20 protein-coding genes are annotated in these 21,532 nt (G+C 69.8%); 5 read left to right on the top strand and 15 right to left on the bottom strand.

Annotated elements, in window-relative coordinates; genetic code table 11:
- Positions 1-40: 40 nt before the first annotated feature.
- Complete coding sequence (locus tag AC07V5_RS05895; RefSeq protein ID WP_495114693.1) at positions 41-430, bottom strand: VOC family protein; 390 nt, start codon at positions 428-430, stop codon at positions 41-43.
- Positions 431-470: 40 nt separating this feature from the next.
- Here AC07V5_RS05895 and AC07V5_RS05900 point away from each other — a divergent pair, with 40 nt between their 5' ends.
- From AC07V5_RS05900 to AC07V5_RS05910, 3 genes are all read left to right on the top strand, one after another.
- On the top strand, positions 471-1,808 hold the full coding sequence (locus AC07V5_RS05900; RefSeq protein WP_495114694.1) for a serine/threonine-protein kinase: 1,338 nt from the start codon (positions 471-473) through the stop codon (positions 1,806-1,808).
- Positions 1,809-1,890: 82 nt separating this feature from the next.
- Positions 1,891-2,178 carry a PsiF family protein gene (locus AC07V5_RS05905; protein WP_495114695.1) on the top strand — a complete coding sequence of 96 codons (288 nt, stop codon included), beginning with the start codon at positions 1,891-1,893 and terminating at the stop codon, positions 2,176-2,178.
- Positions 2,179-2,350: 172 nt separating this feature from the next.
- Entirely contained in the window at positions 2,351-2,605 is a 255-nt protein-coding gene (locus AC07V5_RS05910; protein ID WP_495114696.1) for a YMGG-like glycine zipper-containing protein, read from the top strand.
- A gap of 55 nt (positions 2,606-2,660) precedes the next feature.
- On the opposite strand, the gene AC07V5_RS05915 is transcribed toward AC07V5_RS05910, so the two are convergent.
- The 7 genes from AC07V5_RS05915 to AC07V5_RS05945 all read right to left on the bottom strand — a co-directional run bounded on the left by AC07V5_RS05915 (position 2,661) and on the right by AC07V5_RS05945 (position 13,004).
- Entirely contained in the window at positions 2,661-5,648 is a 2,988-nt protein-coding gene (locus tag AC07V5_RS05915; RefSeq protein ID WP_495114697.1) for a TonB-dependent receptor, read from the bottom strand.
- A 156-nt stretch (positions 5,649-5,804) separates the two neighbouring features.
- Complete coding sequence (locus AC07V5_RS05920; RefSeq protein WP_495114698.1) at positions 5,805-6,764, bottom strand: peptide ABC transporter ATP-binding protein; 960 nt, start codon at positions 6,762-6,764, stop codon at positions 5,805-5,807.
- On the bottom strand, positions 6,757-7,707 hold the full coding sequence (locus AC07V5_RS05925; RefSeq protein WP_495114699.1) for an ABC transporter ATP-binding protein: 951 nt from the start codon (positions 7,705-7,707) through the stop codon (positions 6,757-6,759). The genes AC07V5_RS05920 and AC07V5_RS05925 overlap by 8 nt, the downstream gene beginning before the upstream one ends.
- On the bottom strand, positions 7,707-8,603 hold the full coding sequence (locus tag AC07V5_RS05930; protein WP_495114700.1) for an ABC transporter permease subunit: 897 nt from the start codon (positions 8,601-8,603) through the stop codon (positions 7,707-7,709). Before AC07V5_RS05930 ends, AC07V5_RS05925 begins: the two co-directional genes overlap by 1 nt.
- The gene (locus AC07V5_RS05935; protein WP_495114701.1) at positions 8,603-9,616 is read right to left on the bottom strand and encodes an ABC transporter permease; all 1,014 of its coding nucleotides are present in this window, start codon (positions 9,614-9,616) and stop codon (positions 8,603-8,605) included. Before AC07V5_RS05935 ends, AC07V5_RS05930 begins: the two co-directional genes overlap by 1 nt.
- 6 nt (positions 9,617-9,622) lie before the next feature.
- A complete protein-coding gene (locus AC07V5_RS05940) occupies positions 9,623-10,552 on the bottom strand; it encodes an N-acetylmuramoyl-L-alanine amidase (RefSeq protein ID WP_495114703.1) in 930 nt (309 codons plus the stop codon).
- Between the two features lie 109 nt (positions 10,553-10,661).
- The gene (locus tag AC07V5_RS05945; RefSeq protein ID WP_495114705.1) at positions 10,662-13,004 is read right to left on the bottom strand and encodes a PKD domain-containing protein; all 2,343 of its coding nucleotides are present in this window, start codon (positions 13,002-13,004) and stop codon (positions 10,662-10,664) included.
- A 115-nt stretch (positions 13,005-13,119) separates the two neighbouring features.
- On the opposite strand from AC07V5_RS05945, the gene AC07V5_RS05950 reads away from it, so the two are divergent.
- Positions 13,120-13,533, top strand: coding sequence for a GNAT family N-acetyltransferase (locus AC07V5_RS05950; protein WP_495114707.1), 414 nt, complete (start codon positions 13,120-13,122; stop codon positions 13,531-13,533).
- A 237-nt stretch (positions 13,534-13,770) separates the two neighbouring features.
- Positions 13,771-14,205, top strand: a complete 435-nt coding sequence (locus tag AC07V5_RS05955; RefSeq protein WP_495114708.1) for a DUF2846 domain-containing protein — start codon at positions 13,771-13,773, stop codon at positions 14,203-14,205.
- Positions 14,206-14,271: 66 nt separating this feature from the next.
- Here AC07V5_RS05955 and AC07V5_RS05960 read toward each other — a convergent pair whose 3' ends face one another.
- The 7 genes from AC07V5_RS05960 to AC07V5_RS05990 form a co-directional block, all read right to left on the bottom strand.
- Positions 14,272-14,913: a glutathione S-transferase family protein gene (locus AC07V5_RS05960; protein ID WP_495114710.1), complete on the bottom strand. Its 642-nt coding sequence runs from the start codon at positions 14,911-14,913 to the stop codon at positions 14,272-14,274.
- 46 nt (positions 14,914-14,959) lie between these two features.
- Positions 14,960-15,850 (bottom strand): hypothetical protein, encoded by an 891-nt coding sequence (locus tag AC07V5_RS05965; protein ID WP_495114711.1) that lies wholly within the window; start codon positions 15,848-15,850, stop codon positions 14,960-14,962.
- On the bottom strand, positions 15,850-16,707 hold the full coding sequence (locus tag AC07V5_RS05970) for a pectate lyase (protein ID WP_495114713.1): 858 nt from the start codon (positions 16,705-16,707) through the stop codon (positions 15,850-15,852). Before AC07V5_RS05970 ends, AC07V5_RS05965 begins: the two co-directional genes overlap by 1 nt.
- A gap of 304 nt (positions 16,708-17,011) precedes the next feature.
- Positions 17,012-17,536 carry a DUF2894 domain-containing protein gene (locus AC07V5_RS05975; protein ID WP_495114715.1) on the bottom strand — a complete coding sequence of 175 codons (525 nt, stop codon included), beginning with the start codon at positions 17,534-17,536 and terminating at the stop codon, positions 17,012-17,014.
- A complete protein-coding gene (locus tag AC07V5_RS05980) occupies positions 17,536-18,189 on the bottom strand; it encodes an OmpA family protein (RefSeq protein ID WP_495114717.1) in 654 nt (217 codons plus the stop codon). Before AC07V5_RS05980 ends, AC07V5_RS05975 begins: the two co-directional genes overlap by 1 nt.
- Entirely contained in the window at positions 18,182-20,797 is a 2,616-nt protein-coding gene (locus tag AC07V5_RS05985) for a hypothetical protein (protein WP_495114718.1), read from the bottom strand. Before AC07V5_RS05985 ends, AC07V5_RS05980 begins: the two co-directional genes overlap by 8 nt.
- Complete coding sequence (locus AC07V5_RS05990; protein WP_495114720.1) at positions 20,797-21,471, bottom strand: DUF3348 family protein; 675 nt, start codon at positions 21,469-21,471, stop codon at positions 20,797-20,799. The genes AC07V5_RS05985 and AC07V5_RS05990 overlap by 1 nt, the downstream gene beginning before the upstream one ends.
- Between the last annotated feature and the right edge of the window lie 61 nt (positions 21,472-21,532).

Here is a 21,532-nt window from a genome sequence, read left to right on the forward strand (position 1 = left end):
CATCCAGAACGCATGGGTCGCGCGTTCGGCTGACTCAAGGCTAGGGCGCGTCGTGACATGCCACACAAAGCTTGTTGCCGTCCGGGTCGCGGAAGTAGGCGCCGTAATAGTTCGGGTGGTAATGCGGCCGCAGGCCGGGCGGGCCTTCGCAGCGGCCGCCATGGGCAAGGGCCAGCGCATGGGCCTGGTCCACCAGGGTGCGACTGGCGCCCAGCAGCGCCACCATCTGGCCGTTGCCGGGTTCATGCTCGCCGTCGAAGGGGCGGCCCAGCACCAGCAGCGGGCGTGGCCCGGGGGTGCTCTGCCAGCCGGCCCAGCCCTCGGCCGGATTGCAGAAACGCTCGGGCTGGCCCAGCAAGGCCATCAACGGCCGGTAGAAGGCCAAGGCGCGCTCGAAGTCACGCGTGCCGAGAAATACGTGGGAGAACAAGGCGCTGCACCTCCGGGAGCGGCCCGTATCATGCCCTGCGATGACCGCTCCCGCCGATGATCTGCCCGCCCATATCGGCCGCTACCAGGTGCTCAAGCGCCTGGGCGAAGGGGCGACCAGTGATGTCTTCCTGGCCCGCGACCCCTTCCAGGACAAGGACGTGGCCATCAAGCGCATGCGCGCCTGGGCACCGCCGGCGGATGCGCCCTCGAGCGACTTCAGCAACCGCTTCTTCAGCGCCGAGGCGGCCCTGGCCGGGCGGCTGCACCATCCGAACGTCGTCGCCATCCTCGACGCCGTGTCCGAGGAGGCCTCGCCCTACCTCGTCATGGAGTACGTGCCCGGCGTCACGCTGAAGCACTTCTGCCGTAGCGACCGCCTGCTGCCGCTGGACCAGATCGTCGAGCTGGGTTTCAAGTGCGCGATGGCGCTCTCCTACGTCTATCGCCAGGGCGTCATCCACCGCGACGTGAAGCCGGCCAACCTGCTGGCCGTGCTGGATCCCGGCGGCCAGCTCGTCGACGTCAAGGTCAGCGACTTCGGCTCAGCGTTGAACCTGAACGCCGATGCGACGCAGATCCACCGCGTCGGGTCGCTCGCCTACATGCCGCCCGAGCAGATCGAAGGCGGCGACGTGGACTGCCGTGCCGACATCTATGCGCTGGGCGCCGTGCTCTACCACCTGATCAGCGGCCGCCCGCCCTTCGACGCGCCGCACCAGATGGCGCTGATGCATCAGATCTACCACCAGCCGCCGCTGCCCCTGGTGGGCCAGCGCCAAGGCGTCACGGACGGGCTGGATGCGGTCGTGCTGCGCGCGCTGGCCAAGAGCCCGCACGAGCGCTACGCCGACTGGGAGAGCTTCGCGCAGGCCCTGTCGGCGCTGGTCGCCAGCCAGCAGGTGCCGCTGAACCGCCTGGGCGAGGTGCGCGACTCCGAGCGTTTCAACCTGCTGCGCTCGCTGGAGTTCTTCGCCGACTTCGGCGACGTGCAACTGTGGGAGGTGGTGCGGCGTGCGCGCTGGAAGCGCTACCCGCTGGGTCATTCGCTGTTCCGGCGTGGCCAGGAGGGCAACAGCTTTCACATCATTGCCCAGGGTGAGGTCGAGGTCTTCCGCGAGGGGCGGCTGGTGGCCAAGCTGGGCCAGGGCACGTCGGTGGGCGAGATGGCCTACCTCGCGCCCAACCCCGCCCTGCGCCTGCACAGCGCCGACATCAAGGTCAGCCAGGAGTGCACGACGATCTGCTTCACGCCCGAGTCCGTCGGCCAGTTGAGCCCCGAATGCCAGCACCGCTTCGACCGCGGCTTCATCCGGGTGCTGGTACGCCGCCTGCACGCCGCCCACGAGTCCTTGCACCATCCGCGAAGAATTCTGTGACGCCGATGAAACACGGCTTGGCACCGTCATGGGGGCATGCTTGAATCAATCGCCCACCCACCTCCCGAGGAAGGAGTCCCCGATGAAACGATTCGCCATCCTGCTGGCTTGTACCGCCGTCGCTTTCGGCGCCCAGGCCACACCGCAACAGGACAAGATGAAGGCCTGCAATGTCGAGGCCAAGGAGAAGGACAAGAAGGGCGACGACCGCAAGGCCTTCATGAAGGAATGCCTGGCCGCCAAGCCGGCTGCCGCTGCGCCGGCATCGCCCGTCTGCGAGAAGTCCGCCGCCGACAAGAAGCTCCACGGCGCCGCCGCCAAGAGTCACATCAAGAAATGCATGGCCGACGCAGCCTCGGCGCCCAAGTAATCACCCAGCCGATCGGCCGACAAAGCCTGTAGGACGAGAGCCACCCACGGGTGGCTCTTTGCTTTGGGCGGTAGGTTGTGTCCGACATCGCAGCGGGTGGTGCGCCGGTTCCGGCCGGAGCCTCGAGCACTGATAGTTGACTTACGAGATGCCAACCCTTCAGGAGCACACCATGAACAACCACCACATGACCCCCAGCGCCGGCACTGCCTACTTTCGGCTGACCCTGCTGTCCCTCGCCGCAGCGGCCACGCTGACGCTGACTGCTTGCGCCGGCATGTCGGCGCGTGAGACGAGCACCGTTGTCGGCGCGACGGCCGGTGCCGTCGTGGGCGGCGTGGTGACCGGCACGACGGCCGGAGCCGCCGTCGGCGCCGCAGCGGGTGGCGTCATCGGCAACGAAGTGGCGAAGAAGCGCGACCGCTGAGGCGCCACTAAAAAAGCCGGCGTGAGCCGGCTTTGATGAGTGCTGTCGCCAGCGCTCAGAACTTGTAGCGGGCTTCCACGTAGTACTGGCGCCCGGACGAGTCCACCTTCTGCGGTTCCAGTTCGCTGTAGCGGTACTGGCCGCGGGACGGGTTGGTCAGGTTGGTGCCGCTGAACGACAGCTCCAGCCCAGGCATCACTGTGTAGTTCAACGTCAGCGCGACGTTGGTGACGGGGGCCTGGATCGTGGGCGCCGTGGGCATCGTGATGCCCTGCACCACCGACAAGCCCTGGCTGTTGGCCGTGGGCGCCGGCGCCGTCGTGCTGTTGATGTACTGGCTGCGGTAGTTCCAGGCCAGGCGCACGCTGAAGGTGTCGGTCTCGAAGTAGCCCACCAGGTTGGCGCTCTTGCGCGACGCCCCCACCATCGGCCGGCCGTCCTCCACGCTGGTGTCGGCATAGCTGAGGTTGGACTGGAAGCCGAAGCCACCCCAGATGGGTTGCTCCCAGCTCAGCTCGGCGCCCTGGATGCGCGCACGCTGCTGGCCGGTGGAGTTGATCTGGTAGGTCTGCACCACGTTCTGGTTGTCCAGCAGGTCGACCGTGACGCCTTGCCGCACCGTGCCGGTCTTGGCGTAGCCGCGCACCAGCGAGTCGAACAGGCTCAGCACCACGGCCGAGCGCTTGGCGTAGTACCAGCCCAGCGACAGGTCGGTGTTGGCCGCCGTCATCGGCTCCAGCGACGGGTTGGGGCCGTTGACCGTGCAGCCGGCGGCGACGCAGGCCTGGCCGGTGAAGCCGGCGCCGTACAGGTTGTAGTTCTGGCGGCCCAGGGTCTTGGACAGGCCCAGGCGTGCAATCCAGCCCGGCGCCACCTGCCAGCGCAGGTTCAGGCTGGGCAGGATGTCGTCGAACACCTTGTGGCTGGGCACCTTGTAGTAGATGGTGCCGGTGCTGGGGTTGAAGGGCACGCCGTCGAAGTAGTTCGCGCCGTCACCGGCCGTGACGATGGCCGTCGGGAAGGCCGCGCACGGCACCTCGGTCTTGCCGGGCTCGATGCGCAGGCACTTGCCGGTGGGCACGGGCGTGGCGATCTGCGCGTCGACGATGGTGCGCGTGTAGCGCAGGCCGATGTTGCCGCCCAGCATGCCGTCGGCCGTCTCCAGGTTCTGCTGGAAGTACAGCGCGCTCTGGCGCTCGCGCATCTCGATCTCGGCGGCCACACGGCGCTCGAACTCGGGCGTGGTGGCCTTGGTGATGCCGTTGTAGAACGAGCGCAGCACCTCGCGTGGGTAGTAGAAGCCGGTGTTCTCGAAGCCGCTCCCCAGGTCGGCGCCGAAGTCGCCCGGGTAGGACACGGCCAGCGCCGGGTCGGGCGCCACGGTGGAGGCGCTCTTGAGTGCGGGCGCCGAGCGGCGGTGGTCGCGGCGGTGGTCGGCATGGCGTGCGCCGAACTCCAGGCTCTGGAAGATGCCGCTGTTCTGCTGGTACTCGGCATCCACCGCCAGGCTCTTCTCGCGGTCGATGGTGAGGTAGCGGGTCGGCACGGAGCGCGCGATCAGCGCGTAGCCGCTGCCGTCGGCGGCCAGCACGGGCTTGCTGCCGTCGCCAGCGCCCTGGTAGCTCCAGGTCGGTGCCTCGTTGACGCCCTGCAGCTGGTAGGTCACGCCGGTGCCGTAGCGGGCGTAGGTGACGCCGCGGTCCTGGTCGGTCGTGCCCACGCCGCGCGTGGTGCTGAACAAGCCCTTCACCTTCAGGTCGTTGCTGAACTTGTAGGTGGCGTCCAGGTCCAGGAAACCGCTGCTGGCGCTGGCGCCGCTGCGGAAGAAGCCTTCGGAGTTGCCGACGTACTGCGGCGTCGTGCCCGGCGCGAACGCGATGGTGGCGCCGCGCAGCACGCGGATCTTGTCGCCGTAGATCGTCGTCTCCTCGACGATCTGCGGGTTCTTGATGGACGCGAACACCTGCTGGCCGTTGGAGCTGGTGTTGGCCGCCGCGGCCGTCACCGCGCCAAACGGTTCGGCCTTGCCCACCAGCATGGAGTACATCGCCCCTGCGGTGAGTCGGCCGTAGTTGTCCGAGTCCATCTTGGAGTGAAAGCCCGTGATGCCGATGTCCAGCTTCTCCGTGGGCCGCCACTGGGCGGACAGCATGCCGCCCTTGCGGTCGCGCACGCCTTCGACGAACTCGGTGGACATGCTGCCCGGCAGGCGCACGCCGTTCAGGTCGGCGGCCTTGTAGGGCGTGCCGGCCAGCGACGCGTCGGTGATGCCCTTCATCGTCGCCGTGTTGATGACGTCCCAGCCGCTGCTGGCGCCGTAGGCGAAGCGCGAGGCCGAGTCGCGGCGCACGTAGCGCTTCTCGGCGAACACCTGGCCGATGACGCCGATGCGGTCGTCGTCGCTCTTCCAGTTCAGCGTGGCGCTGAGCTGCGGGCTGGTCTTGTCGGGCAGCGTGGCGTGCACGCCGCCCACGCTGACGACGCCGCCGAAGCGCTGCTTCTCGTCCAGCGGCCTGCGCGTGGTCACGTTGACGGTGCCGGCCAGGCCGCCGTCCAGGATGTTGGCCTGCGAGGTCTTGTAGACGGTGGCCGAGTTCAGCACCGAGCTGGGCATCAGGCTCAGCGACGTGGAGCGGCTGCTGGAGGTCTGGTCGGAGATGTACCAGTCGCCGCCGCTGACCGTGTGGCCGTTGAACAGGATCAGCGTCATGTCCGGGTTGGTGCCGCGCATGGCCACCTTCTCGGCCTCGTCGTAGTCGGTGCGCACCGCCACGCCGGCCACGCGCTGCAGCGAGTCGGCCAGGTTCTTGTCGGGCATCTTGCCCACGTCCACGGCGGTGATGACTTCGACGTTGGCCGACGCATCGCGCTTGGCGTTCAGCGAGGCCTCGGTGGACGCGCGGATGCCGGTGATGACGACCTTCTCCAGGGCCTGCGCATCGGCCTTGGCCTTGGCGGCGTCCTGCTGGGCAAGCGCCGCGCCCTGCAGGCTCAACAGCAGGCCGGCCAGGCCGCAGGCGATGGGTGTGGGCTGGAATCTCATGATCTTGTCCTTGCGTTGCCGAATGCAAAGATTCTTGCGATGCAAGTCACACCCCATCAGGGGCCAAGCCCGCGAAGTTGGCACCGGAGCAACACTCCGCGCATCACGGAATGGCGGCGGGGCATGTGCCGTGGTTATGCCCCGCTGCGAGTCAGCTCACACGACGTGGCAGGCGACGCGCCGCCCATCCACCTCGCGCAGCAGCGGCACCTCTTCGCTGCAGCGTGGCACGGCCAGCGGGCAGCGCTTGTGAAAGGCGCAACCGCTCGGTGGATTCAGCGGGCTGGGCAGCTCGCCGTGGATGACGATGCGCTCGCGCCGGTCGGCCTTGCGCAGGGCCGGCGTCGCGCTCATCAGTGCCCGCGTGTAGGGGTGCAGCGGGGTGCTGAAGAGACGGGCTTTTTCGCCCACCTCCACGGCCGCGCCGAGGTACATCACCATCACCTCGTCGGCCACGTGCTCGACGACGCTGAGGTTGTGTGAGATGAACACATAGCCCGTGCCGAACTCGTCCTGCAGGTCCATGAACAGATTCAGGATCTGGGCCTGGATGGACACGTCCAGCGCGCTCACCGGCTCGTCGGCAACGACGATGCCCGGGTTCAGGATCATGGCCCGCGCGATGGCGATGCGCTGGCGCTGGCCGCCGGAGAACATGTGGGGGTAGCGGCGCAGATGCTCGGGCCGCAGGCCCACCTTGGTGGACAGCGCCTCGACGCGCTCCTGGCGCTCGGCAGCGCTCAGCGGCGTGTTGATCAGCAGCGGCTCGGCCAGCGTCGTCGCCACGGTCTTGCGCGGGTTCAGCGATGCGAACGGGTTCTGGAACACCATCTGCACGTAACGGCGCAGCGTCTTCAGCGTGGCGTTGTCGGCGGTCGCGGCGTCGGTGCCGCGGATCTTCAGCGAGCCGCGTGTGGGCGGCTCGATCAGCGTCAACTGCCGCGCCAGCGTGCTCTTGCCGCAGCCCGATTCGCCAACGACGGCCAACGTCTTCTTCGGCGCGAGGGTGAAGCTGACGCCGTTGAGCGCCTTGACGGTGGCCTTGGCTTTGAAAAGGCCGCGGCTGACGCTGTAGTGCCGGGCGAGGTCGGTGGCTTCGAGGAGGAGCTCAGACATGCGCCGCCTCCTCGACCGGGAAGAAGCAGCGCACGCCGCTCTCCAAGGCCGGCCGCTCGGCCACGCAACGTGGCTGCACGCGCGGGCAGCGCGGCGACAGCAGGCAGCCCGTGGGCCGGTCCAGCGCGCCGGGCACGATGCCGGGCAGCGCAGACAGGCGCTTTGCGCCCTTGTTGTGCTCAGGGATCGCGGCAAGCAAGGCGTTGGTGTACGGGTGGCGCGGCGCGTCGAACAGGTCGGGCACGGGGCCGGTCTCGACGATCTGGCCGGCGTACATCACGGCGATGCGCTGGGCCATCTCGGCCACGATGGCGAGGTCGTGCGTGATCATGATCAGCCCCATGCCCTGCTCGCGCTGCAGCTTCAAGAGCAGCGCCATGATCTGGGCCTGGATGGTCACGTCCAGCGCCGTGGTCGGCTCGTCGGCGATCAGCAGCTTCGGCCCGCAGGCAATGGCCATCGCGATCATCACGCGCTGGTTCATGCCGCCGGAGAGCTGGTGCGGGTAGGCGCTGGCGCGGCTGGCCGCGTCGGGGATCTCGACCAGCTCCAGCAACTCGATGACGCGTTGCTTCGCCGCCGCGCCGCGCAGGCCCAGATGCGCCTTCAGCACCTCGGCAATCTGCGCGCCGACGGTGTAGCTCGGGTTCAGGCTGCTCAGCGCGTCCTGGAACACCATGGCCACGTCGCGGCCGATCAGCGCGCGGCGCTCGGTGGCGTTGAGCTTGAGCAGGTCGCGGCCCTGGAACTCCAGCGCGTCGGCGGTGACCTTGCCCGGCGCGTCGATGAGGCCCATCAGCGCCAGCATCGTGACCGACTTGCCCGAACCCGACTCGCCGACGATGCCGAGCAGCTCGCCCGCGTCCAGCGTCAGGTCCACGCCATCGACGGCGGGGAAGTTGCCGAACTGGACCTTGAGATTCCTGATGTTCAGCAAAGGCATCAGGCCACCTTCTTCAGCTTCGGGTCCAGCGCATCGCGCAGGCCGTCGCCCATCAGGTTGATCGCCAGCACCGACACGAGGATGGTCAGGCCCGGCAGCGTGACGACCCAGGGCGCCCGCGTGATGTAGTCCCGCGCGGCCGACAGCATCGTGCCCCACTCGGGTGTCGGCGCCTGCACGCCCAGGCCCAGGAAGCCCAGGCCCGCCGTCTCCAGGATGGCCGACGAGAAGCTCAGCGTCGCGTTGACGATCAGCGGCGCCATGCAGTTGGGCAGCACGGTGATGAACATCAGCCGCCACACGCCGGCGCCGGCCACGCGGCTGGCCGTCACGTAGTCGCGTCCGGTCTCGGCCAGCGCCGCGGCGCGCGTGAGGCGCACATAGCCCGGCAGCGCACCGATGGCGATGGCGATGACGGTGTTGACCAGGCCGGGGCCGAGGATGGTGATGACGCAGATGGCCAGCAGCAGCGCCGGCAGCGCCAGCACGATGTCCATCACGCGCATGATGGCCGGCGACAGCCAGCGCTGAAAGAAGGCCGCCAGCAGGCCCAGCAGCACGCCCGGCAGCAGCGACATCGTGACCGCCGCCAGGCCGATGCCCAGCGACACGCGGCCGCCGTGCAGCAGCCGGCTCAGCATGTCGCGGCCGAGTTCGTCCGTGCCCAGCAGGAAGCGCGTGCTGCCGCCTTCGGCCCAGATGGGCGGCGTCAGCATGAAGTCGCGGTACTGCTCGATGGGGTCGTGCGGCGCGATCAGCGGTGCGAACAGGGAGGCGATGGCAATGACCGCGAACACGATCAGCGCCACCAACGCGCCGCGGTTGGCCGAGAAGCCGAGCCAGAACTCGCGCAGCGGGCCGGGCGGCTCGATGGGTTTGTCGAGGACGGCGCTCATCAGTGACCGCCTCCCCGGATGCGCGGGTTCACAACCCCGTACAGCACGTCCACGATCAGGTTCACGCCGATGAACGTCAGCGCCGAGATCAGGATGCCCGCCTGCACGACCGGGTAATCGCGCCGCCCGATGGAGTCGATCAGCCACTTGCCGATGCCGGGCCACGAGAAGATGGTTTCGGTCAGCACGGCGCCCGCCAGCAGGCTGCCGGTCTGCAGGCCCACCACGGTCAGCACCGGGATCAGCGCGTTGCGCAGCGCATGCACGACGACCACACGCGTGGGCGACAGGCCCTTGGCGCGGGCGGTGCGCACATAGTCCTCGCGCAGCACTTCGAGCATGCTGGATCGCGTCATGCGCGCCACCACCGCCAGCGTGCTGGTGCCCAGCACCAGCGTGGGCAGGATGAGGTGCATCAGCGCCGACCTGAACGCGCCTTCCTCGCCGCTGAGCCAGGCGTCGATCAGCATGAAGCCGGTCACGCGCTCGGGGTCGAACTCGATGCCGATGCGGCCCGACACCGGCGTCCAGCCGAGGTTGACCGAGAAGAACATGATGAGGATCAGCCCCCACCAGAACACCGGCATGGAATAGCCCACGGTGGCCACACCCATGACGCCCTGGTCCAGCAGCGAGCCGCGTTTGAGCCCCGCGCTGACGCCCAGCAGCAGGCCGAAGCCCACCGCGAAGATCAACGCCGCCGTGGCCAGTTCGACCGTCGCCGGGAACAGCGCCGCGAACTCCTTGCTGACCGGCTCGCGGCTGACCAGGCTCTGGCCGAGGTCACCGTGCAAGAGCTTGCCGACGTAGTCCGCGTACTGCACCGGCAGCGGCCGGTCCAGCCCCATGCGCTTGACCAGCGCGGCGTGGGCTTCCGGGTCCAGCCGGCGCTCGCCCATCATCACCTCGATGGGGTCGCCGGGCACGAGGCGGATCAGGCCGAAGGCGACGAGGGTGATGCCGATCAGCGTCGGCACCAGCGTGGCCAGGCGTTTGAGCAGGAAGGCGAGCACGAATCCTTACCAGCGCGAGGTGTAGGGCCGCGTCTCGGTGTCGGTCGCACCGGCCACGCGCATCACGCTTGGCGTGGACACCACCTCGATCAGCGCGGCCGTTTCGGCGTCGGGCGTGCCCGAGATGTCGCGCGGCCGGTACTTCATCTGGAAGGTGGAGATCACTTCCTTCGTCAGCACATCCAGCTGGCCGGAGCGCGACACGTTGTAGCCGATGCGCGCCAGCCGCTCCTGCAGCCAACCCACGTCGCGCGGCGCGACCTCGTGCTCCAGCGTCTTGACGATGACCGACGGGCCGTCCGGCCACGGGATCAGCCCGGCGTCGGCCAAGGCCTTCCACGGGAAGTTGGGGCCGGGGTCCTGCTTGCGGCCGGGGGCGATGTCGGCGTGGCCGATGATGCGTTCGGGCCGCACGTTGTGGCGCTTCTGGATGTCGCGCACCAGGGCGACCACTTCCTCCACCTGGGCCTGCGGGAAGGGCGCGTAGACGCGGCCGCCGGGGCCGTCCACATAGCCCGCGTTGACGATCTCGATGCCGATGGAGGCCGAGTTCAGGTTGGTGTTGCCGGCCCAGAAGCTGGCGCCGGCGTGCCAGGAGCGGCGGTTCTCGTCCACCAGCGCGTAGCTGGCCACGGGGTTGTCGCGCACCAGGTAGTGCGCCGAGACCTGGCCGCCGGTCGTCAGCACCTTGAGCGACTTCTCCCAGTCCAGCACCGTGTAGTGCAGCACGATGTAGAGGGCCCGGCTGTCCTGGTTCTGCGAGGTGTAGCTGCGGTCGATGTTGGGCGCGCGCACGGCAATGCCGGGCGCCGCGGGCGCGGCAGGCATGGGCGGCGCTGGCTGTTGGGACGGCACCGAGGCAGGCGGCGTGGGGGCCACGCTGGCGCAGGCGCTGAGCAGCAGGGCCAGGCTGAAGGCAAGAACGGCTTGTTTCATCGAACGGCAGTCATCGCGAAGTGCGCGATTGTTGCAGTGCGGCCGGCTCTTGCTCCCATGCCTGACACGCCGACGGGTATGCCGCCGGCTTATGCGCCGCTGCGGCGGGCTACTGCAGGGGCACGCGGTATGCCGAACTGCCAATCGAGAAGAACAGCCATCCGTTGCTGACGAAAAGGGAGGACGGCATGGTGTGCAGCAGCAGCGCCGAGGTCGAGGTGGCCGCATTCCAGCTGTAAAGCTTGTCCACCCCCGGGCCGACGACACCGGCGCTGTAGAGCACGTAGCCGTTCGAAACGGCGCGAAGCAGCAGGCGTGGCTGTGCCGAGATGCTGGTGATTTTCTCGACGCCGTTCTCCAGCACCGAGGCTTTCAGTGTCGTCGCCACGATGCTGCCTTCCTGAAAGGCCAGCACGCCGTCCTGCAAGAGGAACTTGATGGCCGAGCTGGAAACCATGCCGGCCGTGCCGGCCGGCAGCGTCTTCGACACCAGCCAGAAGGGCAGGGCGTTGACCGTGCTGATCGGCATCGCACGCCAGGCAACGCGGGCACCGTCCGTCAAGGGGAAAAGGTTGTTGCGTGCGCTGTCCGTCAGCATGCGCACGGCCCCCGTGTCGGAGCGCCACTGGTAGATGTCGTAGATCGCCTGGGCTCCCGAATTGACGTAGATCGGAGCTCCAAACTGGAGCTGTGCAACGCCGGACGCATTGACGAACAGGTCCGCGCCGATCGAGACGCCGTCGTTCACGCCGGCTGGTGCCTGGACGACGCTGTACAGGCCGGTCGACGGGCGATAGACGGTGTACTGGACCGTCCCGCTGCCGCCGGCGCTCACTGCGCCCTTGTTGCGCCAGACCACGAAGTCGCCCTTGGCCATGGGCTCGACGTCAGTGGTCCAGCCGCCGGGCGTCGCGGTGTTGCGAGAGAACGGATTCGCCGCCGTCAAATTGGTGAGGGTGCCGCTGGCATTCCAGCGATAGATGCAGGTCGAAGCGCAACTCGCACCGGTGCTGCTCGCGAAGACGTCGGTGCCGGTCAGCTGCCAGTCCGTCAGCGTCGGCAGGGCGGCGCTGCCTGCCAGCGCTACTTCGGTGCCTGACACCAGGTCGCGCACATAGGCGCCGCCGCCATTGGTCGTGCGGGCCAGCATCCGTCGGCCGTCGAAGCCCAGCACGGTGGTTGGAGCTGGCAGCGTCGTAGCGGGTGTGAAGGCATGGGCCGCGTCCGGCGCGACGTAGACGGTGCGACGGATTTCCGAGTTGGCGAAACCGACCCCGGAACTCACCGTCAGGACATATTCGCCCGCGGTCAGGCCGCTCAGGTCCACGGTGGTATCGAAGGTCTTCTCCTTGGTGGAGAAAACCTCGGCGTCCGGGCCGCCGCCGGTGAACTTCGCCGTGACGGTCGTTCCGCTCACGTCGCTGCTCATCGTGCCGGTGATCCGCAGGCTGCCGGACACCATCACGCCGTCGGCCGGGCTGCTCAGCTGCAGCTGGGGCGCGTTGTAGACGTTCATGCTGAAGTTGATCGAGCGGGTCAGCCCGTTCATGTCCGTGGCCACGACGTCCACGCGGTGCGTGCCGCTCACCGCGGTGACGGGGAAGCGGAACACGTCGTACGGCTGGTAGCAGCCGATGGCGCAGGCGTTGGGGGCGCTCAGGCTGCCGATGTCGACGCCATCCAGGCGCGCATTGACCGAGCGGATGCCCGACGGCGCACTGGCACGCACCTGCACGTAGTAGGGCGCGACAAAGCCCAACGGACCGCCGGTCAGCGTGATGTCGCTGCTCTCCAGGCGCACGACGCGGATGACATCCTGGAAGGTCGCCGCCGTGGCCGGTGTGCGCAGGCGGGCCAGCACCTGGTGATCGCCAGCGGCGGCCGAGGTGGCATCCCAGTTGAGGGTGTGGCCGCCGGCTGCCGTGGTGGTGCCGATTTCGCGGAGGTCGACGAGCCAGGTCACCTGCGCCGGCAGGGCAATGCCCGCAAGAGGGGTCAGGGTCAGCGACTGCAGGGTCGGGCGCTGGGCGTCAGGTGTGGCGGCGATGCTGAAGGCGGTGGCCGCGGCGATGGCCGTCGCCGTGGTGGCCGCCGTCGCTGTGCCGCCCTTGCCATCGCGCACGGTGAGCGAGAGGCCGTAGCTGCCGGGCAGGTCCGGCGTCAACGTGGCCTTGGCCGCGGTCGCGTCGCCAACCGTTGCGGCGCTGCCCTGCGGGGAGGACGTGAGCGCCCAGCTGTAGGTGAGCGCATCAGCGTCGGGGTCGCTGCTCGCGGAGCCATCCACCACCAGCGGTACGCCCAACACGGCGGATGCCGCTGCGGCCACGCTGGCCACGGGGTTGTGATTCACGGCGACCGGCGGCTCGGGGGGGCCGTTGCCACCACCACCGCCGCCACACGCCGCCAGCGACAGCAGCGCCAGCGCCCATGCGCCATTTCCGAGCCAATTCATTTTCAACATGACGCCCTGACTGATCGAATGCCAATGTACCGGGCGTTCGTGTCGAAAGGTGTCCGCCTCCTTGGGGAGCTGGCGACAGAATGTGTTCCCGCTTGCCCGCTCCGCCATGCCCTACACGACCCTGCACGCCACGCCCGACGTCGATACCTACCAGCGCCTGCGCACGGCCTCCGGGCTCAGCCCCAAGTCCACCGAAGCCGCCGCGCGTGGCCTGCCCAACACCTTGTTCGCGGTGCAGATCCTGTGCGACGACGAGCCCGTCGGCATGGGCCGTGTCACCGGCGACGGCGGCACGGCTTTCCAGGTTGTCGACATCGCCGTGCTGCCCGAGCACCAGGGCAAGGGCCTGGGCAAGCGCGTCATGGCGGAGATCGCCGCCTGGCTGCGCGACAACGTGCCGGAGACCGGCTACGTGAGCCTGCTGGCCGATGTGCCGGCCGACGGCCTTTACACCCAGTTCGGCTTTGTGCACACGGCGCCCCGCACGGTGGGCATGGCCTGGAAGCGGCCTGCCGCCTGAAGCTGCTGCTTCCTGATCGCCGAGCCCTGGACCCGAGAGCAGGCCCAGGTGAATCTGACCAGTCATGGCAAACGCGCCCCGGCACCCTCATCAAGCGTTGCCACAATCCGCGCCCGTTCCGTCGTCGGTTTCGGGCGCCTCCTTCATGGGCGCGCGGAGGATGTCAACGGAAGGAGGCGCCGCACGGTCAGGGCCGTGCGGCGACGCAAACAACGACTCAACTCAGGAATTCGAAAAATGAAGAAGCTTTTGCTGGCCAGCGTCATCGCGATGAACCTCGTCGGTTGCGCCTCGGTCAACATGGGCAGCGCCCAGCAGGACGCCGCTGCCAAGACCTTCAAGGCCCCGGCCGACAAGGCCGCGATCTACGTCTATCGCAACGAGACCATGGGCGCCGCCATCAAGATGGATGTGTCCGTTGATGGCCAGCGCGTGGGCGAGACCGCGGCCAAGACCTTCCTGTACAAGGAAGTCGCACCGGGCAAGCACACCATCGAGTCCCGCGCCGAGAACACCGACAAGCTTGAAGTCGATGCCAAGCCGGGCGCGCTGTACTTCATCTGGCAAGAGGTGAAGATGGGCATCATGTCGGCACGCACCAAGCTGTCCCTCGTCGGCGAGGACGAAGGCAAGAAGGGCGTCAACGAGAGCAAGCTCGCCGAATCCAAGTGATGGCCGGGGCCTTGGCCCCACGCACTGCAAAGGCCCGGTTCTGCCGGGCCTTTTCATTTCTCTCGTTCAGACCGGCGGCAGCTCCGGCGCGCTCAAGCCCTCGAACGGATCGGCCCAGGCGGGCAGCGCCATCAGCCTTTCATGCCAGGCGGCCAGCGCCGGGTAGTCGGCCAGCGGCAGCCGGGCTACATCGTTGTAGGGCAGGAAGACGGCCATGCGGAAATCGGCATAGCTGAGGCCGCTGGCAAGCAGCCAGTCCTGCCTGGCGAGATGGGCTTGCAGGATGGTGGCCGTCTCGTGGAAGCGCTCCAGCCCGCTCTTGACCAAGGCCTCGTCCAGCGGGCCGATGCCATAGCGCTGCTTGGTGCCGCGCTCGAAATGCACCCTGTCGCAGGCCTGCATGAAGTTGTCGCGGCTCCAGCTCACCCAGCGAATCATGTCCGGCAGCTCAGGCCCCGTGCGCCAGAACTCGGAGCCCACCAGCTGCGACAGCCGGCAGGCGATGGCGTCCGCCTCGAACAGCGAGCCGCCATCAGCCTCGGCCAGGATGGGCAGGCGCAGCGAGGGGTTGAGGTGGCGGTACTTGTCCGCCTGGCCCGGTGCCAGCGGCGCGGCGAATTCATACGTCACCGGCGCCGCCAGATGCCTGGCCACCGCAACTGCCAGGCGCGGGTTGGGGTTGCGGGAGAAGTAGAGGATGGGCTGCATGGCGCGCAGTCTCGGCGTTTCGGTACTCGGCGCCAAGGTGGCCGCTTCACTGAAGCTCGTCGAGCAGGCGGGCGCGGTCTGCCGGACTGAGGCCGGGTGCCCCGGCCAGCAGCGGCGCCACCTGTTCGGGGTCGATGTCGTGCAGGCTGCGAGCCAGGGCCTGCCAAGCCTGCCAGCGGCGTTCGGGCGCGGCGATGCGGGCCACCAGGTCCATGGCCTCGTAGGGCGCGTGGCGGGCCAGTTCGTCGGCGCTGGCGTGGCGGGCTATGGCGTCGTCCAGCTCGGGCAGCGGGGCCATCGAGCGCAGCCAGTCGCGCGCGCCGGGGCCGTCCTGCGCCGTCCAGCGCGACAGGCCCTCGTCCAGCAGCGTCTGGCGCTGCTCACCGCGCGGCAGCGTGCTGGCGAAGACGGTGGCGGAGCGCGCGTCTTGCTGCAGCCAGCGGTCGTGCAGCGGGGCCAGCAGCGCGGCCTGGCCGGGGGTGTTGAGTGCCCAGCGCGCGGCCTGGTCGGGTGCGGCCTCCGCCCAGCGGCCCAGCAGCCGTTGCTGCAGCCGCTCCTTGGCGTCGGCGTCCAGCGGCGCGCGCGCAAGTGCCAGCATGGCCTGCGCGTGCTGGCGCAGGTCGGCCCAGCGATTCAGCAGCTGTTCGTACAGAGGCAGGGCGCGGTCGGGCCATTGGGCCGCTAGGGCTTCGAGCCTGGGCAGGGCGGCCTGGCCGTCGCGCCCTAACAACTCGCGCAGCAGGGCATTGGTGTCGATGGGCGCGACCGCATTGGCGGCCGGTGCAGCCAGCGCGATCAGCGGCAGGAAGGGCCGCTGATCCGTGGGCCCGTCCGCCGCGGCTGCCAACGGAGCGGGCTCGGTGCCCGGCAGCGCCCATGCGAGCACTGCCAGCCCAGCCGCCGCCGCGAGCAGCCAGGCCAGCGGACGGGTGGCCATCACTTGAACACGCAGGCGCGGGCGACGTTGCTGGCGTTGGTGTCCTTCACCGGTTCATTGCCCGAGCCGGTGCCGACAAAGCCCTCGCACTTGGTCTTGGAGCCGCCGTAGACCAGGTCGGTGATGGTGGCCACGTCGTACTTGCCGGCGATGCCCGACTTGCTGTCGTAGCTGCTGTTCATGCCCACGCCGGCCGAGTTGACCGTGCCCAGGCGCACGCCCGTCACCGTCAGCTTGCGGGCGTACTGGGTCGAGCAGTTGCCGCAGGAGCGGTAGAGCTTGCCGATGTTGTCGGCGTAGAAGTCCTGGATCACCAGCGTGCCGTCGCCGTTGTGCTGGAACAGCTTGTCGGCCGCCTTGAAGGCCGCGCCGCCGCTGATGGTCAGCTTGCTGGTCACGCCGCTGAGCTTCTTCACCGTGGCGCCGTCCTCGCCCACATCGGCCCAGTAGACGTTGGTGATGTTGCACACGCCGTAGCAGTGCACGCCGTCGGCACCGCCGGCGGCCAGGTTGGTGCCGCTGCCGAGGGATCCGTCGCCGATGACGACGTTCTTCACCGTCGCGCCGTTGTTCAGCTTGAACATCGGGACCTGGCTCTCGCTCTGCGTGCCCTTCATGTTGGAGGCCGTGCCCACCAGGCAGACCCATTTGCCGTACTTCGCCACGCCGTCCCAGGTCGTGCCCGCGGGCACGTCGATGGTGGCGCTGATGTTGACCTTGGTGCAGGCTGGCACCGTGCGCACGCCCGGTGCGGCGGCGGCGCTGCCGGCCACGGCCACGAGGGCCAGACCCAGAAAACCTTGCCAGATGCGATGCATGTTGCGGCGCAGCAGATGGCTCGTCAGAGTGCTGTTCATACCTTGTCTCCTATCGATGCTTTTTGATGTCGGCCGCCGCGGGAGCGGCGGCAGGGCGTCAGCGCAGCGTCGAGGCCAGCAGGGCATCAACAAGCAAGGTCAGCGGGAGCTTGGAACAGCAACTCCGGCCCGTCGGCATGGACGGTCGAGGCCTCCAGGTGAGGCGGATTGCGCTAAACGAAACGCATGTTCATTTTTTTGAAACGCCATTCCAATGAGTATTTGCCTGAGACAGGTTCAGGCGGCTTGGGGCGTTTCTTGGCGGTGGCAAAGGCGCGCGGCGCGTGACCTGGCCGCCGTCGTTTCAGCGTCGGCGCGGGGCGGCTGGCTTGCGGCCGGGCTTGTCGGCCCCCGCTTCGGCGGCCTGCAGCGGCGCCAGGGCGGCCAGCGCGTCCAGCTGGGTCAGCAGGCGCTGCAGATAGTCGGGCGACAGGTCTTTCAGCTGCTGCAGCGCGCGGGCCACCAGCACCTGGCTGTTCAACGGCCCCAGGTGCTCGGGCACCGGCGCGCTGACCTCGGCCATGCGGCGTGTCAGGCGCAGCGCGCTCCAGGTGCGGCGGTGCACCTGCACGTTGCGCAGCTCGGGGCCGGCCTGGAGTTGGGCGACCAGTTCGGCCAGCGGACTGGGCGCACTCGCGGGCCGCGGCGCCGGCAGTGCGATCGGCGCGGCTTCGGCCCGCTGCACGAGCTTGGCCACCAGCCGCTCGCGCAGCGCGCCCGACTGCGCTGACGCGCGCTGCGCGAGGCCTTCCAGCACGCGCCGGCGCACCGGGTCGGCCTCGGCGCGGGCCTGCAGCCAGGCGAGCGGGTCGTGCAGCGCGTCCGTCATCACGGTGCCGATGCAGCCGCCCGCCGCGGCCGCGGCGTGGGCGCGATCTCCACGCGCCGGTTCAGCGCGCGGCCGGCCGCGTCGTCGTTGGAGGCTACCGGCTGCTGCGGCCCGAAGGCCGCGGCAAAGACGGCATCCGGCGGCAGGCCCTCGGCCATCAGCGCACGCGCGACGTTCAGCGCCCGTTGGGCCGACAGCTCCCAGTTGTCCGCAAACTTGGGCGCGCCCTTGCCGCCGATCAGGCCGCGGTCATCGGTGAAGCCGCTGACCATCAGGATCTCGTCCCGCTGCGCGAGATAGGTGCGCAGCGGCAGGGCCAGGCTCTTGATCAGCGCGCGGCCGTCGGCGTGCAGCTGGTCCGAGCCGATGGCGAACAGCACCGCACCGCTGATGCCGATGCGGCCTTCGATGAGCGTGATGCGCCCATCGGCCAGCGGGCCGGCGAGTGCGCGCTCCAGCGCCTCGCGGCGAGCCTGCTCGGCCTGGCGTTGCGCCACCTCGGCTTCGAGCTTGGTGGCCAGGTCCAGCTGGCCGACGAGGGCCGCGGCCAGCACCAGCACGAAGGCACCGAGCACGCCCGCCATCAGGTCGCCAAAGGCCGCCCATGCGGGCGCCCCGACGCCTTCCTGCTCCATGTCCAGCGGCTCATCCATTCGCGGCCGCCGTGGTCTGCAGCGCGTCCAGCACTGCTTTTTGCGAGCCGATGCACAGGTCGATGACCTCGCGTGCCTGGGCCACGTAGTAGCCCAGCTGCTCGTCGCTGCGCGTCATCGCGCCGGCCAGGCGTTCCTCCAGCGCGGCCAGGTGCCGCACCAGCTCGGCGTTGGCGCCTTGGAACTGCTCCACCGCGGCGCCAAAGCCCTCGCCCAGGCTGCCCATCTCGGCGGCGCTGGCCGCAAGCGTCGTGGCCGCCTCGGCCAGCGTCTGGCCGGTCGCGTCGGCCTGCGCGGCGAAGCGCTGGCCCAGGGCGTCGAGCTGGGTGGCCGAGCTGCCGACCAGTGCGTCCACCTGCGACGCCGTGCTGCCGACCAGCGCATCGATGGCCGCGCGCTGCTCGCCAGAGGCCTGCTGCAGCGACGCCAGCAGCGTCGACACGGTCTGCATCAGCTCGGCGCGCTCGGCCAGGGCGGTGCGGTCCTGAGCCTGGCTCTGGGCCAGTTGCTCGCGCATCGCGGCAACGACCTCGACCGCGGCGCGCGGCGCCTCGCCGGCTGCCTTCAGCAGCGCGCCGGCTTCGGTCAGCGTCGTTTTCGCCTGGGCTTCGGTCTGCGCCACCAGGTCACGCGTGTTCTGCAGCAGGCTGTCGGCGAGCTGCTGCTGCTGGGCCGTCTGCGCGGCGCCTGCGGCTTGCAACTCGGCGCGCCAGGTGGCCAGGCGTTCGGCGTCGTGGCTGGCGTGGGCGGATTGCAGCTGGCCATGCGCCTCCGCCAGCGCGGTGATGGCGGTTTGGGTCTGGTGGGCGAAGCCGGCCGTCAGCTCGGTCAGCGCGTCCTGCGCGCGTTGGCCACTGGCGGCCAGCAACTGCTGCGCGGCTTCGCGCTGGGCGGTCAGCAGCTTCTCGTTGGCCTCGCGCTGCTCGGCCAGGGCCAGCGCTTCGGCGCGCGCCTCGGCGCGTTGCTGGGCATCCAGCTCGGCCTGCAGGGCCGCGTGGCGGGTCTGCGTGTCGGCAATGCGGTCGAGCAAGTCCTTGGTCTGCGCGGCGAAGCCGGTAGTCAGCTCGGTCAGCGCGTTCTGGGCACGGGCGCCGCTGTCGGCCAGCAGCTGTTGTGCGGCGTCGCGCTGGGCGGCAAGCAGCTGTTCGTTGGCTTCGCGCTGCTGGGCCAGGGCCAGGCTGTCGGCGCGGGCCTCGGCGCGGCGCTGGGTGTCCTGCTCGGCCTGGGCGGCCTGCTGGCGGGCCTGCGCTTCGGCGGCACGGTCGAGCAGGGTCTGCGTCTGCACGGCGAAGCGCTCGGCCGTGTCGGCCACGGCTTGCTGAGCAGCGGCGCGCTGTTCTGCCAGCGCGTCGATCTGGCTCTGCAGCATGGCGGCGCGGGCGGTGTCGGCCTGCGTCTGCGCGGCCTGCTGTTGCGCGGTGGCGCTGTTCAGTGCGGCCAGCAGGGCTTGGGCTTCGACGGCCCAGCGGTCACCCAGGCGTTCAACGGCCTGTTGCGTTGCCATGCCCGTGTCGGCCATCAGCGTCAGGGCGGCTTCGCGTTGCAGGGCCAGGCCTTCGGTCTGCGCGCGCGCGGCGGCTTCGCCTTGGCTGGCGATCTGGGCCACGCCGGCCTCGAAGCGCTGGCCGAGGGCGCCGAGCTGCTGGCCCACCTGTGCGCCCACGCGCTCGTGCAGGGCCGCGGCCTCGCGGGCGATGCCGGCCATCGCGGCCTCGGCGGCGGGTTGAATGGCCGCGCCGGCCAGGCGGGCGCTCTCGGAAAGGCTGGTGCGCAGCGTTGTGTCCACGCTGGCGGCCAGGGCCTGGTAGGCCTCGCGCGTTTCGCCGTGGAATCGGTTTTGCGCGGCGGCTTGCGCCTCGTTGAAGCGGGTGTTCTGCGCGGCGAGCTGGCCGGCCATCGCTTCAGCGTACTGCTGCAGCTGGGCGACGAGTTCCTGCTGGCGACGCTGCGCAGCTTCGGCGGCGGCAGCCTCGGCAGCCTGCTGCGCCAGTTCGCGGCGGTAGGCCGCGGTCAGCGGGCGCAGGCGGCCGAGCACGGCGGTGTCCAGCAGGCCTGCGACGGCGGCGCGCTCACGCCGCGCCAGCGCCACCATCAGGCCCAGCATGGCCGAGCCTGTCACGCCGGCCACGCTGGCGCTGAAGGCCAGGCCCAGGCCCTGCACCGGCGCGCCGAGTGCCGTGCGCAGCGCGGCGAGGTCGGCCGTGGCGCCCAAGGCGCTGGCCGTGCTGCCCAGCGTGATGACGAGGCCGATGAAGGTGCCCAGCATGCCCAGCAGCACCAGCAGGCCGGCCAGCGCCGGCGCAAGCGCCAGGCCGGGCAGCGCCACGCGCAGGCCATCCAGGCGCTGCTGCACGGCGGCGCGTAGCGCGGCCGGCAGCGTGCCCACCCAGGCTTCGCCCGGCTCGGCGTCCAGCGCGGTGCCCAGCTCGCGGCTGGCGCGGCGGAAGGCGGCCAGCTCCCACGCGCCGATGACGAAGAAGGCTGCGATCAGCACGGTCATGGCCAGCGCCACCGGGTGGTGGCGGGCGGCGGCCAGCGCAGCGCCGGCAATGCCCGCGAGGCCGGCGGCCAGGGCGAGGGGGTAGAGAGCGTTCAGGAAACGGTTCATCAGGCTTCGGCTTGGCGCAGGGCTTCGACGAGCCCCTGCACCGGTTGCAATCTCAGGTCCAGTTCGGCCCGCAGCGCACGCTGCAGGTCGGCCCAGAAGCGGGCGCGCCAGCGGCGCGGGTCGGCGGTGTGGTGGTCGGCCGCGCGCCGGGTCAGCAGCACGGGCAGGGTGGCGAGCAGCGGGCGCTCCTGCGCGGCAATGGCGCGCTCGAACATCGCGTCCAGCTGCGCCAGGCGGGCCAGCGCTCCCGAGGCTTCGGCCAGCCGCGGACGCAGGCGTTCGCGCAGCGTGGCGACGCGGGCGGCCATGCTGCGCTGCTGCTGGGCGTGGTGCAGGCGGTAGGGCGCCAGCAGGTCGGCGAGCGGCACGCCCTCGGGCGCGGTTTCGGCGGATTCGCGAGCCAGCAGCGCGTCGTCGAAGGCGGCGGTCAGGTCGGCTTGCAGCCGCTCCAGCGCGGCGCCGGCCCAGTCCAGGGCTTCCCTGCGTGCAGTGGCGTTGGTGCCGGCCGCCGGCGGCGTGGCCAGCACCTGGGACAGCCCGATGGCGTCTGCCCAGCCCAGCCAGCCGCCCAGGCGCTGGGCGACAGGTGCGGCGGGCACCGGCGCCACGCCCCATTGCAGCAGCAGCCGGGCCAGCGGCTCGGGTGCGGATTGCTGCGGTTGGAGGGCTTGCATCGGGCTGGCGCGCCTATGCGGGCGCGCGAGGAAAAAGGGCGAGAGTTTAGTGAACCCCGTC

The organism is Roseateles sp. GW821-FHT02E12 (genome assembly GCF_059421665.1).